At 61.8% G+C, this 16,393-nt stretch carries 17 protein-coding genes; 14 read left to right on the top strand and 3 right to left on the bottom strand.

The features are described from left to right. Window positions 1-61 precede the first annotated feature (61 nt). From typA to NCR38_RS07860, 6 genes are all read left to right on the top strand, one after another. Complete coding sequence (gene typA / locus NCR38_RS07885) at window positions 62-1,888, top strand: translational GTPase TypA (protein ID WP_061121100.1); 1,827 nt, start codon at window positions 62-64, stop codon at window positions 1,886-1,888. A gap of 318 nt (window positions 1,889-2,206) precedes the next feature. Continuing rightward, window positions 2,207-5,065, top strand: a complete 2,859-nt coding sequence (locus tag NCR38_RS07880) for a 2-oxoglutarate dehydrogenase E1 component (protein WP_250476750.1) — start codon at window positions 2,207-2,209, stop codon at window positions 5,063-5,065. Between the two features lie 83 nt (window positions 5,066-5,148). Then, window positions 5,149-6,447 carry a 2-oxoglutarate dehydrogenase complex dihydrolipoyllysine-residue succinyltransferase gene (odhB, locus tag NCR38_RS07875; RefSeq protein WP_061121102.1) on the top strand — a complete coding sequence of 433 codons (1,299 nt, stop codon included), beginning with the start codon at window positions 5,149-5,151 and terminating at the stop codon, window positions 6,445-6,447. Between the two features lie 86 nt (window positions 6,448-6,533). Beyond that, on the top strand, window positions 6,534-7,964 hold the full coding sequence (gene lpdA / locus NCR38_RS07870; protein ID WP_250476749.1) for a dihydrolipoyl dehydrogenase: 1,431 nt from the start codon (window positions 6,534-6,536) through the stop codon (window positions 7,962-7,964). An 84-nt stretch (window positions 7,965-8,048) separates the two neighbouring features. Then, window positions 8,049-9,146, top strand: a complete 1,098-nt coding sequence (gene zapE / locus NCR38_RS07865) for a cell division protein ZapE (RefSeq protein ID WP_061121104.1) — start codon at window positions 8,049-8,051, stop codon at window positions 9,144-9,146. Between the two features lie 143 nt (window positions 9,147-9,289). Next, window positions 9,290-9,562 (top strand): transposase, encoded by a 273-nt coding sequence (locus NCR38_RS07860; RefSeq protein WP_250476748.1) that lies wholly within the window; start codon window positions 9,290-9,292, stop codon window positions 9,560-9,562. 162 nt (window positions 9,563-9,724) lie between these two features. Here NCR38_RS07860 and NCR38_RS07855 read toward each other — a convergent pair whose 3' ends face one another. From NCR38_RS07855 to NCR38_RS07845, 3 genes are read right to left on the bottom strand one after another with little or no spacing between them, the layout of a single operon-like run. After that, window positions 9,725-10,024, bottom strand: a complete 300-nt coding sequence (locus tag NCR38_RS07855) for a hypothetical protein (protein WP_250476747.1) — start codon at window positions 10,022-10,024, stop codon at window positions 9,725-9,727. Beyond that, the gene (locus tag NCR38_RS07850) at window positions 10,021-10,416 is read right to left on the bottom strand and encodes a DUF6864 domain-containing function (RefSeq protein WP_250476746.1); all 396 of its coding nucleotides are present in this window, start codon (window positions 10,414-10,416) and stop codon (window positions 10,021-10,023) included. The genes NCR38_RS07855 and NCR38_RS07850 overlap by 4 nt, the downstream gene beginning before the upstream one ends. 60 nt (window positions 10,417-10,476) lie before the next feature. Beyond that, complete coding sequence (locus NCR38_RS07845; RefSeq protein WP_250476745.1) at window positions 10,477-11,130, bottom strand: DUF4145 domain-containing protein; 654 nt, start codon at window positions 11,128-11,130, stop codon at window positions 10,477-10,479. A gap of 334 nt (window positions 11,131-11,464) precedes the next feature. Between NCR38_RS07845 and NCR38_RS07840 the strand changes: the two genes are divergently transcribed. The 8 genes from NCR38_RS07840 to NCR38_RS07805 all read left to right on the top strand — a co-directional run bounded on the left by NCR38_RS07840 (window position 11,465) and on the right by NCR38_RS07805 (window position 16,253). Continuing rightward, window positions 11,465-12,055 carry a recombinase family protein gene (locus NCR38_RS07840; protein ID WP_250476775.1) on the top strand — a complete coding sequence of 197 codons (591 nt, stop codon included), beginning with the start codon at window positions 11,465-11,467 and terminating at the stop codon, window positions 12,053-12,055. A gap of 109 nt (window positions 12,056-12,164) precedes the next feature. Then, window positions 12,165-12,758 carry a hypothetical protein gene (locus NCR38_RS07835; RefSeq protein WP_250476744.1) on the top strand — a complete coding sequence of 198 codons (594 nt, stop codon included), beginning with the start codon at window positions 12,165-12,167 and terminating at the stop codon, window positions 12,756-12,758. A 510-nt stretch (window positions 12,759-13,268) separates the two neighbouring features. Further along, entirely contained in the window at window positions 13,269-14,114 is an 846-nt protein-coding gene (locus NCR38_RS07830; RefSeq protein WP_250476743.1) for a hypothetical protein, read from the top strand. Then, window positions 14,111-14,281 (top strand): hypothetical protein, encoded by a 171-nt coding sequence (locus tag NCR38_RS07825; protein WP_250476742.1) that lies wholly within the window; start codon window positions 14,111-14,113, stop codon window positions 14,279-14,281. The genes NCR38_RS07830 and NCR38_RS07825 overlap by 4 nt, the downstream gene beginning before the upstream one ends. Window positions 14,282-14,312: 31 nt before the next feature. After that, entirely contained in the window at window positions 14,313-14,510 is a 198-nt protein-coding gene (locus tag NCR38_RS07820) for a hypothetical protein (protein ID WP_250476741.1), read from the top strand. 81 nt (window positions 14,511-14,591) lie between these two features. Then, window positions 14,592-15,056: a hypothetical protein gene (locus NCR38_RS07815; RefSeq protein ID WP_250476740.1), complete on the top strand. Its 465-nt coding sequence runs from the start codon at window positions 14,592-14,594 to the stop codon at window positions 15,054-15,056. A gap of 270 nt (window positions 15,057-15,326) precedes the next feature. Beyond that, window positions 15,327-15,818: a hypothetical protein gene (locus tag NCR38_RS07810; RefSeq protein WP_250476739.1), complete on the top strand. Its 492-nt coding sequence runs from the start codon at window positions 15,327-15,329 to the stop codon at window positions 15,816-15,818. Window positions 15,819-15,959: 141 nt separating this feature from the next. Beyond that, window positions 15,960-16,253: a hypothetical protein gene (locus NCR38_RS07805; protein ID WP_250476738.1), complete on the top strand. Its 294-nt coding sequence runs from the start codon at window positions 15,960-15,962 to the stop codon at window positions 16,251-16,253. Window positions 16,254-16,393: the final 140 nt, after the last annotated feature.

Below are 16,393 nucleotides of genomic sequence, written 5' to 3'. Positions count from 1 at the left end.
CGAGCCATGAAGTCTCACTGAAGAGACTCGCTCCGACGGCGCACAACCAAGACATCTCTATATGACTCGCGCCCTCCGCAATATCGCCATCATTGCCCACGTCGACCACGGCAAGACCACGCTCGTCGACCAGTTGCTCCGTCAGTCGGGCACGTTCCGGGAAAACCAGCAGGTCGCCGAGCGCGTCATGGACTCGAACGACATCGAAAAGGAACGTGGCATCACGATCCTGGCGAAGAACTGCGCTGTCGAATACGAAGGCACGCACATCAATATCGTCGATACGCCGGGACACGCCGACTTCGGCGGTGAAGTGGAGCGCGTGCTGTCGATGGTCGACTCCGTGCTGCTGCTCGTCGACGCAGTCGAAGGCCCGATGCCGCAAACGCGCTTCGTGACGAAAAAGGCGCTCGCGCTGGGTCTCAAGCCGATCGTCGTCATCAACAAGGTGGACCGTCCGGGCGCGCGTATCGACTGGGTGATCAACCAGACCTTCGATCTGTTCGACAAGCTCGGCGCGACCGAAGAGCAGCTCGACTTCCCGGTGGTGTATGCGTCGGGTCTGAACGGCTACGCCGGCCTCGACCCCGAAGTGCGCGAAGGCACGATGCGCCCGCTCTTCGAAGCCATTCTCGAACACGTGCCGGTGCGTCCGGCCGATCCTGACGGTCCGCTGCAACTGCAGATCACGTCGCTCGACTACAACTCGTACGTCGGACGTATCGGCGTGGGCCGTGTCGCGCGTGGTCGCATTCGTCCTGGCATGCAGGTGGCGGTGCGGTCGGGTCCGGACGGCGCGATCATCAATCGCAAGATCAATCAGGTGCTGTCGTTCCACGGTCTCGAGCGGGTGCAGGTCGAAGAAGCGCAGGCCGGCGATATCGTGCTGATCAACGGTATCGAGGAAATCGGCATCGGCGTGACGATCTGCTCGCCGGATAACCCCGAAGCGCTGCCGATGATCACCGTGGACGAACCGACGCTCACGATGAACTTCCTCGTGAACTCGTCGCCGCTCGCGGGCAAGGAAGGCAAGTTCGTGACGAGCCGCCAGATTCGCGACCGTCTCACCAAGGAACTGAACCATAACGTGGCGCTGCGTGTGAAAGACACGGGCGACGAAACCACATTCGAAGTGTCGGGCCGTGGCGAACTGCATCTGACGATTCTCGTCGAGAACATGCGCCGTGAAGGCTATGAGCTCGCGGTGTCGCGTCCGCGCGTCGTGCTGCAGGAAATCGATGGCGTGAAGTGCGAGCCGTATGAAAACCTGACGGTCGATATCGAAGACCAGCATCAGGGCGGCGTGATGGAAGAACTCGGCCGCCGCAAGGGCGAAATGCTCGATATGACCTCCGACGGCCGTGGCCGCACGCGTCTCGAGTACAAGATCTCGGCGCGCGGTCTGATCGGCTTTCAGAGCGAGTTCCTGACGCTCACGCGCGGCACCGGTCTGATGAGCCACACGTTCGATTCGTACGCGCCGGTAAAGGAAGGCTCGGTCGGCGAGCGTCGCAACGGTGTGCTGATCTCGCAGGACGATGGCGCCGCCGTGGCGTATGCACTGTGGAAGCTGCAGGATCGCGGCCGCATGTTCGTGTCGCCTGGGGATGCGCTCTATGAAGGTATGATCATCGGCATTCATAGCCGTGACAACGACCTCGTCGTGAACCCGATCAAGGGCAAGCAGTTGACCAACGTGCGCGCGTCGGGCACCGACGAAGCCGTGCGCCTCGTGCCGCCGATTCAGCTGTCGCTGGAGTACGCGGTCGAGTTCATCGACGACGACGAACTCGTTGAAGTCACGCCGCAATCGATCCGCCTGCGCAAGCGTCATCTGAAGGAGCACGAGCGCCGCCGCGCGAGCCGCGAGGCGAACGCCGAGTAAGCTTCAGGCGTCGGTTCGCATTGACAGGGCAAAAGCCGCCTTCGGGCGGCTTTTCCTTTTTCGACGGCGTGCAAGAGTCCCTTGCTTATCTCGTGAAAGCCCGCACATGCTTGTTGCATAAAGGATGACGAGGTCGAGCGCATGCGGCGATCGGTCATATGACGATTGGTTCTGTGCTATGCTTCTTAGATTAGCTGTCGCTTTTTAGGTCCTTCCAAGCAGACTTGATTCGCGCAATCCGCTAAACGGTCAGGCCGTGGCGCGGAAGGTTTCGTAACCCGCACTTCCTCGAGAAACTCGAAGAAAGGTGAGCGTAAAATGATGAAGCAATTCCAGTCGAACTCCTATCTGTTCGGCGGTAATGCTCCGTACGTCGAAGAGTTGTACGAGCAATATCTCGATAATCCCGCGTCAGTGCCCGAGACCTGGCGAGCCTACTTCGACGCGTTGCAGAACGTGCCCGCTTCGGACGGCACGGCTCACAACGACGTGGCCCACGGCCCGATCGTCGAGTCTTTTGCCCAGCGCGCGAAGGCGAACGCCTTTCTGCCGCGTGAAAGCACTGGCGACCTCACCACCGCGCGCAAGCAAGTCTACGTTCAATCGCTGATCGGGGCGTATCGCTTCCTCGGCACGCAATGGGCCAACCTCGATCCGCTCAAGCGCCGCGAGCGTCCGGCCATCCCCGAACTCGAACCCGGTTTCTACGACTTCACCGAAGCCGACATGGATCAGGTGTTCAACGCGAACAACCTGTACTTCGGTTTCGAGCAGGCATCGCTGCGTGACATCGTGAAGGCGCTGCGCGATACGTACTGCGGCACGATCGGCGCCGAATTCATGTACATCAGCGATCCGGAACAAAAGCGCTGGTGGAAGGAGAAGCTCGAGTCGATCCGCTCGACGCCGAACTTCTCCAATGAAAAGAAGAAGCACATCCTGAATCGCCTGACGGCGGCCGAAGGCCTCGAGCGTTTCCTTCACACCAAGTACGTCGGTCAGAAGCGCTTCTCGCTGGAAGGCGGCGAGAGCTTCATCGCGTCGATGGACGAAGTCGTGCGCCACGCCGGCAAGAGCGGCGTGCAGGAAATCGTCATCGGCATGGCGCACCGTGGGCGTCTGAACGTGCTGGTCAATACGCTCGGCAAGATGCCGGCGGACCTCTTCGCCGAATTCGAAGGCAAGCACGTCGATGACCTGCCGGCCGGCGACGTCAAGTACCACAAGGGCTTCTCGTCGGACGTGTCGACCGAAGGCGGCCCGGTTCACCTGTCGCTGGCGTTCAATCCGTCGCACCTGGAAATCGTGAATCCGGTGGTCGAAGGTTCGGCCAAGGCGCGTATGGACCGCCGCGGCGACGAAGAAGGTCTGCAAGTGCTGCCGGTGCAAGTGCACGGCGACGCGGCCTTCGCGGGCCAGGGCGTCGTGATGGAAACGCTGAATCTCGCGCAGACGCGCGGCTACGGCACGCACGGCACGCTGCACATCGTCATCAATAACCAGATCGGCTTCACCACGTCGGACCCGCGCGATGCGCGCTCGACGCTGTACTGCTCGGACGTCGTCAAGATGATCGAAGCGCCGGTGCTGCACGTGAACGGCGACGATCCCGAAGCCGTCGTACTCGCCACGCAGCTCGCCATCGACTTCCGCATGAAGTTCCACAAGGACGTGGTCGTCGACATCATCTGCTTCCGCAAGCTCGGCCACAACGAGCAGGACACCCCCGCGGTCACGCAGCCGCTGATGTACAAGACCATCGCGAAGCATCCGGGCACGCGCGCCGTCTACGCGGAAAAGCTCGTGCAGCAAGGCGTGATCACGGCCGACGACGCGGACAAGTACGTCAAGGAATATCGTCAGGCGATGGACGAAGGCCATCACACGATCGATCCTGTGCTCTCGAACTACAAGAGCAAGTACGCGGTCGACTGGGTGCCGTTCCTGAACCGCAAGTGGACGGACGCGGCCGACACCGCCGTGCCGCTCGCCGAACTGAAGCGTCTCGCCGAGCGCATCACGACGATTCCAGAGAACTTCAAGGTTCACCCGCTCGTCGAGCGCGTGATCAACGACCGCCGCGCGATGGGTCTCGGCGAAGCCAAGCTCGACTGGGGCATGGGCGAGCATCTCGCGTTCGCGTCGCTGGTCGCATCGGGCTACGCCGTGCGTCTGACGGGCCAGGACTCGGGCCGCGGCACGTTCACGCACCGTCACGCCGTGCTGCACGATCAGAACCGCGAGCGCTGGAACGACGGCACGTACATTCCGCTGCAGAACATCGCGGAAGGCCAGGCCAAGTTCACGGTGATCGATTCCGTGCTGTCCGAAGAAGCGGTGCTCGGTTTCGAGTACGGCTATTCGACGGCCGAGCCGAACACGTTCGTCGCGTGGGAAGCGCAGTTCGGCGACTTCGTGAACGGCGCGCAAGTCGTGATCGACCAGTTCATCTCGTCGGGCGAAGTGAAGTGGGGCCGCGTCTCCGGTCTCACGATGATGCTGCCGCACGGCTACGAAGGCCAGGGTCCGGAGCACTCGTCGGCGCGTATCGAGCGCTTCCTGCAACTTTGCGCGGATCACAACATGCAAGTGGTCCAGCCGACGACGCCGGCGCAGGTCTTCCATCTGCTGCGCCGTCAGATGATCCGCCTGTTCCGCAAGCCGCTCATCATCTTCACGCCGAAGTCGCTGCTGCGCCACAAGGAAGCCGTGTCGGATCTGGCGGAACTGTCGAAGGGCTCGTTCCAGCCGGTCATCGGCGAAGTGGAAGAAGGGATCGAGGCGAAGAAGGTCAAGCGTGTGATCGTGTGCTCGGGCCGCGTGTACTACGACCTCATCGCGCATCGCCGCGAAGCGAAGAGCAACGATGTCGCCATCGTGCGTATCGAGCAGCTGTATCCGTTCGCGCACAAGCAGTTCGACGCGGAACTCAAGAAGTATGAGAGCGCGACCGAAGTGGTCTGGGTGCAGGACGAGCCGCAGAACCAGGGCGCCTGGTTCTACGTCGAGCACCATCTGCGCGAAGGCATGCGCGAAGGCATGAAGCTGGCCTACAGCGGCCGTCCGGCTTCGGCTTCGCCGGCGGTCGGCTACTACGCGAAGCACTACGAGCAGCAGAAGGCGCTCGTGGAAGGCGCGTTCGGCCGCCTGAAGGGCGCGCAGGTCATCGCGAAGTAATCAACGCTTGAGAGACCGGGCGCGCGCGCCGCAGCCCGGTCCCGACGCTCGAACACACAGACACGCATTAGGACAATACAGAAATGGCTATCGTAGAAGTCAAGGTTCCCCAGCTTTCCGAGTCGGTCTCGGAAGCGACCATGCTGCAATGGAAGAAGAAGCCGGGCGAAGCTGTCGCCCAGGACGAAATCCTCATCGAAATCGAAACCGACAAGGTCGTGCTCGAAGTGCCCGCGCCGTCCGCTGGCGTGCTCGCGCAAGTGATCAAGCACGACGGCGATATCGTCGCCGCCGACGAAATCATCGCGAAGATCGACACCGAAGCGAAAGCGGGCGAAGCCGTCGCCGCTGCCGGCGACTCCGAAGTGAAACCCGCGCCCGTAGCTGAAGCGGCCGCCGCGACGGCAGCTCCCGCAGTCGCGCAGGCATCGGCGGGTTCGACCGGTGGTGCAGCATCGCCCGCGGCGACGAAGATTCTGGCCGAGAAGGGCGTGTCGGCGGATCAGGTTTCCGGCTCGGGTCGTGACGGCCGCATCACGAAGGGCGACGCGCTCGCCGCTTCGGCGTCCGCACCTGCCGCCAAGGCTGCCGCGCCGGCTCCGGCCGCCGCGCCCGCGCGCGCCGCCAAGCCCTCGCTGCCGCAAGTTTCGGCGCCGGCATCGGCGGATCAATGGCTCAAGGACCGTCCGGAACAGCGCGTGCCGATGTCGCGTCTGCGCGCGCGTATCGCCGAGCGTCTGCTCGAATCGCAGCAAACCAACGCCATCCTGACGACGTTCAACGAAGTCAACATGGCGCCCGTCATGGATCTGCGCAACAAGTACAAGGATCGCTTCGAGAAGGAACACGGCGTGAAGCTCGGCTTCATGTCGTTCTTCGTGAAGGCCGCCGTGCACGCGCTGAAGAAGTTCCCGCTCGTGAACGCTTCGATCGACGGTAACGACATCGTGTATCACGGCTACTTCGACATCGGTATCGCGGTCGGTTCGCCGCGCGGTCTGGTGGTGCCGATCCTGCGTAATGCCGATCAAATGAGCCTCGCCGACATCGAGAAGAAGATCGCCGAATTCGGCCAGAAAGCGAAGGACGGCAAGCTGTCGATCGAAGAAATGACCGGCGGCACGTTCTCCATCTCGAACGGCGGCGTGTTCGGCTCCATGCTGTCGACGCCGATCATCAACCCGCCGCAGTCCGCGATTCTCGGCGTGCATGCCACGAAGGAACGCGCGGTCGTGGAGAACGGCCAGATCGTGATCCGCCCGATGAACTACCTCGCGCTGTCGTACGACCATCGCATCATCGACGGCCGCGAAGCCGTGCTGTCGCTCGTCGCGATGAAGGACGCGCTGGAAGATCCGGCCCGTCTGCTGTTGGACCTGTAAGAACTCAGTGCCTTCGATGCGCGCGATAGGCTCGCGCGCATCGCATGAGGCTGCTCCGCATGAGCGGAGATAGACCAAGGAAAGTCATGTCCAAAGAATTTGATGTCGTCGTGATCGGCGCGGGCCCTGGTGGCTATATCGCGGCGATTCGCGCAGCGCAGCTCGGCAAGACGGTTGCGTGTATCGAGAAGTGGAAGAATCCGGCCGGCGCGCTGAAGCTCGGCGGAACGTGCCTGAACGTGGGCTGCATTCCGTCGAAGGCGCTGCTCGCGTCGTCGGAAGAATTCGAGAATGCGTCGAAGCATCTGGCCGATCACGGCATCAGCGTGTCGGATGTGAAGCTCGATGTGTCGAAGATGCTCGCCCGCAAGGACGGCATCGTCGAGAAGATGACGAAGGGCATCGAGTTCCTGTTCCGCAAGAACAAGATCACGTGGCTCAAGGGGCACGGCAAGTTCACGGGCAAGAACAACGCCGGCGTGCAGATCGAAGTCTCGGGCGAAGGCGAGACGGAAGTCGTTACGGCGAAGAACGTCATCATCGCGACGGGCTCGAAGGCACGTCATCTGCCGAACATTCCGGTGGACAACACGTTGATCGCCGACAACGAAGGCGCGCTCTCGTTCGACTCGGTGCCGAAGAAGCTCGCCGTGATCGGCGCGGGCGTGATCGGTCTGGAACTCGGCTCGGTGTGGCGTCGTCTGGGTGCGGACGTGACCGTGCTCGAAGCGCTGCCGCAATTTCTCGGCGCCGCCGACGAAGCCCTCGCCAAGGAAGCTGCGAAGCAGTTCAAGAAGCAGGGCCTCGACGTTCACCTCGGCGTGAAAATCGGCGATGTGAAGACGACGGGCAACGGCGTGTCGATCGCTTACACGGATAACGCGGGCAACGCGCAAACGCTGGAAGCGGACCGCCTGATCGTGTCGATCGGCCGCGTGCCGAACACCGATAACCTCGGTCTGGAAGCGATCGGCCTGAAGGCCAACGAGCGCGGTTTCATCGACGTCGACGATCATTGCGCGACGAGCGTGCCGAACGTGTACGCAATCGGCGACGTCGTGCGCGGCCCGATGCTCGCTCACAAGGCGGAAGACGAGGGCGTGGCGGTGGCGGAGATCATCGATGGTCAGAAGCCGCACATCGACTACAACTGCGTTCCGTGGGTCATCTACACGGAACCGGAAATCGCGTGGGTCGGCAAGACCGAACAGCAGCTCAAGGCCGAAGGCCGCGAGTACAAGACCGGCCAGTTCCCGATGATGGCCAACGGCCGCGCATTGGGCATCGGCAAGGCTGAAGGCTTCGTCAAGATGATCGCGGACGCGAAGACCGACGAAATCCTCGGCGTGCACGTGATCGCCGCCGACGCGTCGGATCTGATCGCGGAAGCGGTCGTCGCGATGGAGTTCAAGGCGGCGTCGGAAGACATCGGCCGTATTTGCCATCCGCATCCGTCGCTGTCGGAAGTGATGCGCGAAGCGGCGCTGGCCGTCGACAAGCGCGCGCTGAACATGTAAGAAGCTCGGCTTCGGGCAGTAAGGCATCGCACACGAAGGCGAGCGGATGAAACCGCTCGCCTTCGTCACTTCATACGGCAGAAGATGAACGTCACCGAATACTACGAAAGCGAACTGCGCACGCGGGGTTATCAATCGGATGAGGCGCAGCTCGCGGCGGTCGCGCGCCTGCAGCGCTGCTACGAGGAGTGGGTCGCCTACAAGGGCCGCCGCTCCAACGCGCTCAAGAAGTTTCTCGTGCGTCCGGACCTGCCGCGCGGTGTCTACCTGTGGGGCGGCGTCGGGCGCGGCAAGAGCTTTTTGATGGACAGCTTCTATGCCGTCGTGCCCGTGCAGCGCAAAACGCGCCTGCATTTTCACGAGTTCATGCGCGAGGTGCATCGCGAGCTGGAAGAGCTGAAAGGGCAGGCCGATCCGCTCGACGAACTCGCGAAACGCATCGCCAAGCGTTTCAGATTGATCTGCTTCGACGAATTCCATGTCTCGGATATCGCCGACGCGATGATTCTCTATCGCCTGCTCGACCGCCTCTTCAAGAACGGCGTGCAGTTCGTGATGACGTCCAATTACCAGCCGGACACGCTGTATCCGGAAGGGCTGCATCGCGATCGTCTTCTGCCTGCGATCGAGCTCATCAAGGAACATCTCGACGTGCTCAACGTCGACGCCGGCACCGACTACCGCAAGCGCACGCTGTCGCAGGTGAAGGCGTATCACACGCCGCTCGGGGCGGCGGCGAGCGAGGCGTTGCGCGCGGACTACGCAAAGCTCGCGGCCGTCCCCGACGAAAGCCCGATCCTGCACATCGAAAAGCGCGAGATCAAGGCGCTGCGCCGTGCCGACGGCGTCGTGTGGTTCGACTTCGCGACGCTCTGCGGCGGGCCGCGCTCGCAGAACGACTATCTGGAACTGTCGAACCGGTTTCATGCGGTGATCTTGTCGGACGTACCGCAGATGACGCCACGCATGGCGTCCGAGGCGCGTCGCTTCACGTGGCTCATCGATGTGTTCTATGACCACAAGGTGAAGCTGCTGATGTCGGCAGCCGTGCCCGCGGAAGAGCTGTACGTGGAAGGGCCCATGGCCAACGAATTCGCGCGCACGGTGTCGCGCATCATCGAGATGCAGTCGAAGGAGTATCTCGAGGCGCCACGGCGCGTCGCGGATATTTCGCTTACCTAATACGAGTATCAAAAATCTGCGATAGGCCAATCGGCATAAGGCTTTGGTGGCTATTTCAAGATTCGGATCACTCCGATTTGCCGGCTTTCGGGTACTCGGTATCGTCGATGCCGGTTATGAGTCAGCAAATTGGAGAAATTACCGTGAAGCCCTACCGCGACATGTCCGACGAAGAATGGCAGATGGTCGCACCGCTGCTTCCCGAACTGCGCCCCCGTCTGGAACTGCGGGGCCGGCCGCTCGCCAACACCCGCGCCGTGCTCAACGGTGTGCTCTGGGTGATGTACAGCGGCGCGTCGTGGTCCACGCTGCCACGCAAGTATCCGTCGTATCAGACGTGCCACCGGCGTTTCAAGACGTGGCACGAATCGGGCGTGCTGTTGCGGGAGCCTTGCGGTGCAGGCCACAGCGGGTAGAGTGTGGTTCTCTGACCGGGTTTTGGCAGGCCGATTGTCCCAGCGTTGTCCCAGCGATTCGAGCAACGATGCGACGGCCCTGTGCGCATATTGTGCCACGTCCTTCGTGTCCTCAACGCTACCCTATACAGGAGCCGCAAAGCCGAGTGCGAAATTGGCCCGCTAAGATGCCTTGCCGAATACGTAGCCGAGTGAAAGAGTTATAAGAGGGATGAAGAGTGTCCAGACGCCTTTAATTGCTTCTAACGGGTCGCCGTCGCTCCAGCATGCGTAGCCAAATGCGAGTAACGCGAAGCCGGACGCCGCCAGAAAGCTCCAGAAGATCGTCTTGTATACGATCGAGGTTTGCGCATTCTTGCCGGTTCCAATCTGCAAAGCCACGAGGCCGTGAGGCGGTGCTACGAGGGTGCCCGTTTGATCTTCAATGGGCTGCTCCTTCGGCGGTATCAGTTCGTCACTCATGCGACTGCCTCACCGAGCGAGAACGTGTAAGTGACCGACTTGCTTGACGTGGGACCTAACGCGCTGACAAAGAATGAGACGTAAAGCTGCCGCCCGAGAAGTTTTCCCATTTTCACTGGCTCGGTAGTGCCAGCAGGCAGTGCGTCAACAAAATTGTATAGATCGAGGATAAGCGTAGTTGGACCATCGTTTCGGTACGCTACCTTGTGCGTTGCACCATCGACGAGAAAGTTAAACACGAACCTAAATTGGGCGATGTAAACTTCAAGGTTACTGTTGTTCCCAGTGATTACCGAGCCGGACGCAATAACATCCCTTCCGGCTGTAACTAGCTTGATGGGTATCGGCGAGGTGGCGGAGGCGATACCACCAGAAATGTTTGGGCTGCTCATAGTCTCTCCATTTGAGTGTGGATTACCTGTCGGCGCCAGTGATCGGGCCGTTGCGTGCGCTCACTTCGCCGCATCGCGCTTCTCGATCCAACCACGCGCACCTTCCGGAAGTGTCCCGAAAAGCTCGGCTATCTTTCTAGGCTGTGTGATCTGCTGTTCCACGATGATGTTGACTAGCGCGAAAAGCTGATTGACTGTGGACTCTACATCAGCTTGATCCATCTTCCCGGCGTGGACGGCGTTGTTGCCAATGACGCGCACGCTATCGAGCGCCTGTTGCACTTGAACAGGCAATCCCTTCTTAACGAGGTCGCCGATCATTGCATTGATGTTGTCGCCCTGCGCCCCAAGCTCCTTCACCAACTTCTCAACGATCAGTCGAAGCAGCGCAGCAGCGCCTCGTGGGGAAGCCTGTGAGATCGTACGAGCTTCTTCGAAGTCTACTTGTAGGTCGGTCGGAAGGTCGGGATGCGCGAGTGGCGCGGTTGTACGGACGGGCCACATCATTCGGGCGATTGAACTGCCAACACCTGTCGGACTAGCCTGCTCCAGCCACCAACTCTGCCTTTTGCAGGCTCCGCATGTTGCAGCATAAACGGGGAAGTAGGCGTTCGGACCATCCTGAGCTTGCGCCCACCGCATCTCAGCATACGCGCCACAATTAGGGCAGGTGAACGCGCTGACTCGTAACCCTGGTGTCTTGTTATTCTGCATGCGTCAACCGCGTAGTTGGTGGATCGGTAAGTTTATCTGCCGACCTAGAAATGATCCACCTATTCGCGGGCACTTACGCCGCCCACGCGCCTGCCTGCGCCCCCGTACGCCCGCCAGCGCGCTTTCTTGACGCGGACGCACGCGCACGAATGCTCCTCTGAGAAGTCGCGCCACGGCATGTGACGGCTGCGCTCGATCATCGCCTCCTCTGTGTTCAACAAACGACCGATTGATGCACATACGCAACGGCGGCTGTGTGGTGTGCAAAAAGACCGTTGACAGGGTTGTTGCACACATGCAGTATGTGAACACCTTTGTTGAACAGGACGCGAACATGAGCCGCACCTTCCTTTACGCCCGCGTCTCGACGGGCGAGCAGACAACGACCAACCAGCTTCACGAGGCAAAGACCAAGGGCTTTACGGTGGATGCGAAGCGCACGGTCGAGGAGACCATCAGCGGCAGCGTCGCCGCGATGGAGCGCCCGAAGTTCCGGGCATTGGTCGAGCACAAGCTGGACGAGGGCGACACGCTGATCGTCACGAAGCTGGACCGATTGGGCCGGAACACGAGCGATGTGCTGGCTACCGTCGAGCGCTTGGCGTCAATGGGCGTGCGTCTGCATTGCTTGGCTCTGGAGGGCGTCGATCTGACCAGCGCAGCCGGGAAGCTGCACATGACTGTCCTGGCTGCTGTCGCGCAGTTCGAACGCGATCTGTTGATTGAGCGCACGCACGCGGGGCTGGCGAGGGCACGCGCCGAAGGACGGAAGGGCGGCAGACCGGACGCCCTAACGGACGCTCAGAAGGGCGAGATTCGTGCGGCGCTCACGGCTGGCGACACGAGCGCGAGGGCGTTGGCGAAGCAATACGGCGTCGCGCCGAACACCATCTTGAAGGTAGGCAAGGAGGGCGAGGCCGAATAGGGCGCTGGCACCGCACACCGTAGCAACCCGGTTGACTCTTGGCAGGGACCGACCGGGCAACCCTGAACACGCGGGCCAGCGCGCTCGCACGATACCGTAAAAGAAGATCATGAACCAGAACAACAACGCAGGAACCTTCGAACCGTCCATCACGCGCTCCGTGCCGAACGACGCGTACAGCGAGGGCGCTTTCTTCGCTGAAGTCGATTGGGGCTGGCTGATGTCGATTGGCGAGGAGCCGACCGCCGAGGAAGCCGAGATGATCGGGCACCGCCCTTCGAGCATGGCCGAGCATTGCGCTATGGCGTGGGCGTTCGTGTCGCGGGCAGTCTTCCCGGCATGGCAGGGCGACCGGGAGGAGCAGATGGAGTTCTACGTTGGCTATGAGGACCGGGCGACGGAGCTTGCCACCGCTGGCGAGGCCGGGTACGAGGCGCTTGCCGAGGCCGGGACCGTCGCAGATACGGCAGGCTGGCAGCTTCAGGGCAAGCCGTGGGGCGCTGACGCCAGCGACGGCGAGAGGGCGCTGCGGGCAGTCCGTGCGGCGTGGGCTGGCGCTGCGGCATGGCAGGCCGTAGCAGAGGCAACCGGCGAGAAGCACGCCGAGCTTCGAGCTATCGAGGCGCTGATCCGTGCGGAGGCGGCTGGCGAGTGCGTGCTGGACGCTCGCTACGTGACGGCGACCGTCGAACACGCACATTGAGCGACGCGGTAGGCCGCAGCAGCCACAGACGAGGCCCGCCACTGTGCGGGCTTCTGTCATTGGGGGCGAGCGACTCATTCCGGCTTCTAGTGAACGGTATCCAGTAACCCGTAAGCCCCGTCCCGCAAGGCTGGGCAATTACGGACGACTTGAAAGACACAACAACTAGGGATTCAGTCAATGGCACAGGACTATCTCGTGCCGTGCGGCTACGGCTTCCGAGTCCGGCGCAGGCGTGACCGCAGGCCCGCCACCCTCGGAGGGCGTTGAACAGATGCGTGCGGAGAGCAAGCCCACCGAGCGCTCAGCACGGTCTAGCAGATTTCCCGGTCCATTGGTCCGCCCCGGACTGATGCAGAACCCCACGAATAACTCACTTTCAGAGGGGTGGAATACCTGTGAAATCAATGAGTTGCAATACCCCTGAATAAGATGACTATGCGATGCGCCAGCACGTCGCCGTACGGTCACGCCTGTGCCAGTTGGCTCAACTACCCGAAGGAGATTTCAATGCAGCACACGAGCAATACCCTGTACAAGAGCGGTCGATGCTTCTCGGACCTAATCCCGAATGCCGACCGCGCCGAGTCCGTCGATGATTGGGCTGTCTTTGAGACGGCACTGAAGTGGAGAAGGCTATCGAAGGGCCTGAAGATCAATGGCCATGTCGTCACCCGGTATCAGGTCCGAGAAGCCTTGAGCTACGTGAATCTAGTGACTGGCGAGATCATCGCCGCCGAGGAAGCGTCGAGGCTCGGTATCACCGTGGCAGGCCATGTCGGTGAGAAGACGCTACGTCGGGAGATCGTCCTTAGCGGTATGCGGCCCGAGGCCAGATCCCTCGCCCAGTTCTGCCTGAAGTTCCGCAACAAGCGCCGTGGTGTGACTCCCGGCTTCGACAAGCTCTGTCATTGGTACGCGGTCTATGCCGATAAGCGGCCCGATAACGTCCGCCGATTGTTGCCTGCGCTGCGTAACGCCGGAATCATGGCCGGTGAGTCGCTGGTCGGTGTCGAATGGCAGGTGAGTGGGAGCAAGACGAACGCGGCCACGCACCTGAATGAAGACTCCAATGCCGAACGTGTCTTCGGTGATCTGATGGCACAGAAGGGCGCGGCTGTCACCTTCGAATGCAAGCGCCTGATGTTCGACCTGACCGACACGCTGGCGACCGCGCCGGAGTGGGCGGAAGTCGTTGACGCTGAGAACGAAGTGTATGCGGCATGGGGCGGCACACTCCCGAGCAATCCGGCTCCGCAATCCGGTATGACGCGGGCGAAAGAAGCGGCGTTGCTGTCGGCAATCGAACTGCTTACTAAGCATCGCGGCACGTACAGCCCGGAGGCCGCAGCATGAACCAGCCGAACACAAGACAGCAGTGGAAGCAGTGGGTCAGCGACCGCGAGATCAATGGCCGCTGCATGACGCCCGCGATGATCCGAGACGAGGATCATTCGAAGCGCATCAAAGAGGCGCGAGAAGCGGAAGCGGACTTCTCGTTCTCGTTCAACCTAACCAAATGACGCCCGGAGCGGGCGTCCTACGGAGAGCAATATGAAGACCATCGTTCACCCTTTGGAGCACAACGTCGAAGCACGCGCCTACTATGAGTCGCTGGCGCGGCGGGCGAGCAAGAGCGGCGTCTGCACATGGCGTGAAGTCGTTGAGCAGCTTACCGGCTCGCTCCCGACGTATGCGGCCCGTAAGTACAAGGCCCGCGAGAAGGCAGCAGTGAAGGCAGTGCAGCACTAATCACAGGCTCGCTCGTGGCCTTCCGCACGAGAAATTCAATGAGGAGTATTGATTATGGCAGGCGGAGCACAAGTCGTCCGCGTGGACGCACAAGGTAATGAAATCCGGCAATTCGGTAGTGGCCTTCCGGCTCGCGGTAGCGGCACGGCGCAGGCGTCGCGTAGCTGGTCGGTGTCGAAGGGCGGCGACGGCCTGCAATGGGCTGGCGCTGGTCCCGGTAACTCGGTGCAGTACGACCGCACGGCGGCTGACGCGGCGCTGGCTGGCGCGATGCCGTACAGCCTGCGCGCTGGTAACGGTGACGTGGTGGCGGTAGACGTAGACCCGGTGCGCTACGCAGAGATCGCGGGCCTCCGTATCAGCCCGGAGCACGTCGAGAACGTCCGCAAATACCCGGAGCTTGCGGCGCATCTGCTGGCCGAATCCGTACGGGTCCGCAGTCAAGCCCGCGCATCGACCGGCTACATGGCATCGAGCCGCGTTCATGCGTCGCTTGGCGGGAACTATCCGGCTGACGCGAAGGCGTCCGCGTTCATCTCGCTGTGATGGAGCAGGTTCCAACTCACATCGACGGTGAGCGCATCCCGGCAAGTGAGCGCGTCCGCATGCAGGTAGAGCGGCAGGCGCAGCACGCGGACACATTCAGGAGGCGCTTCGGCAACGGCATGGCCCGTACAGCCGAAGAGCAAGCCGCTGACCGCACCGCAGGCGAATAGCCCTCCGCCGCTGGCCCGGAGCGTCATCCGGGCATCCGCAGTGAGAGCCGACCCGCAGCGCGGGCGGCATCCAACCAACAGACTATCCAAGGAGCATCACATGGCCCGTAAGCCTGAATTGAATTTCAACCTCCCGAGCAACGAGGCAGCAGCGCGGCAGCGCATGATCGAACTGCGAACCCTCATCAACGAAACGAAGCCGCTGGCGGCGCAGCTTAAACGGCTGCTGGACGCAGCAGACGTGCTGCGCGCAGCGGAAGCGGAAGTAGCCTTCATCAATGAGAATCTCGACGGCATCCGGCGCAACGACTTCGAGCGTGCGGCATCCGGCTATCAGGTCGAGCGCATTGAGTACGTCCCGCCGCAGTCGATTGCGCTGGCGAACGCCCTGCGACAGTACCGCGTCATCGGCACCTACAAAGGCGTCCCTCTGGACGGCAAGCTGCTGAGCAGCGGCGACCGCGTCATGTGGGCGGCTATCGCCGCACGGCCCGAGCTTATCCCGGCTGACGTGCGCGGGCGAGACGCTGACCCGATGACGGCGCTGGAAAAGCACTACCGCGACCACGCACGGGGCTACATCAGCGCGTGATCCGCAGGGCGAGGTAAGCCGCTTCAGAGGCCCGCCAAGGGCTTCCTGAGCCGTCCGGCTGCTTCGCCATCATTCAATTAACGCAAGGCCGCTGCTGGCGCTGTAGACGCGCCGCATTGCCATAAGAACAAAGGACTACATATGAAAGTCGATTCGACTCAAATCCGTGCCGCTCGTGTCGGCTTCAGCGGCGAACGCTTCAACGCTACGGCGGCGCGCATCGGCGTGCATCCGTCCGACGTACACCGGGCCATGACGTACGAGAGCCTGACGCCCGAGGAGCGAGCCACTGTTCTCGACCGCTTCCTGTCCGGCGACCGCATCGGCGACATCGCAGAGGACATGGGCAGCACGCAGACCGCTGTGCTCAAGACGGTGCGCGGCGCGCTGATCCATGCCCGCACCTCCGCTGTGCTGAACGGGGCCGCGCTGTGATGTGCCGTACGGGACCGGATCGGATGCTTATCACGCGCTTGTTCCTGTGCGGCGCGAGTGTCGCGACCATCGCTGCGAGTGTTGAGATCGAACCTAGCGAGGTAGAGGGCATTTTGCGTTTAGCCCTCGTCTTCGCGCAG

It is taken from the genome of Caballeronia sp. INML1, assembly GCF_023631085.1.
Lineage (GTDB): Bacteria > Pseudomonadota > Gammaproteobacteria > Burkholderiales > Burkholderiaceae > Caballeronia > Caballeronia turbans.
The sequence above is the reverse complement of the archived record's forward strand: the minus strand, read 5'-3'. Positions and strand labels throughout refer to the sequence as shown.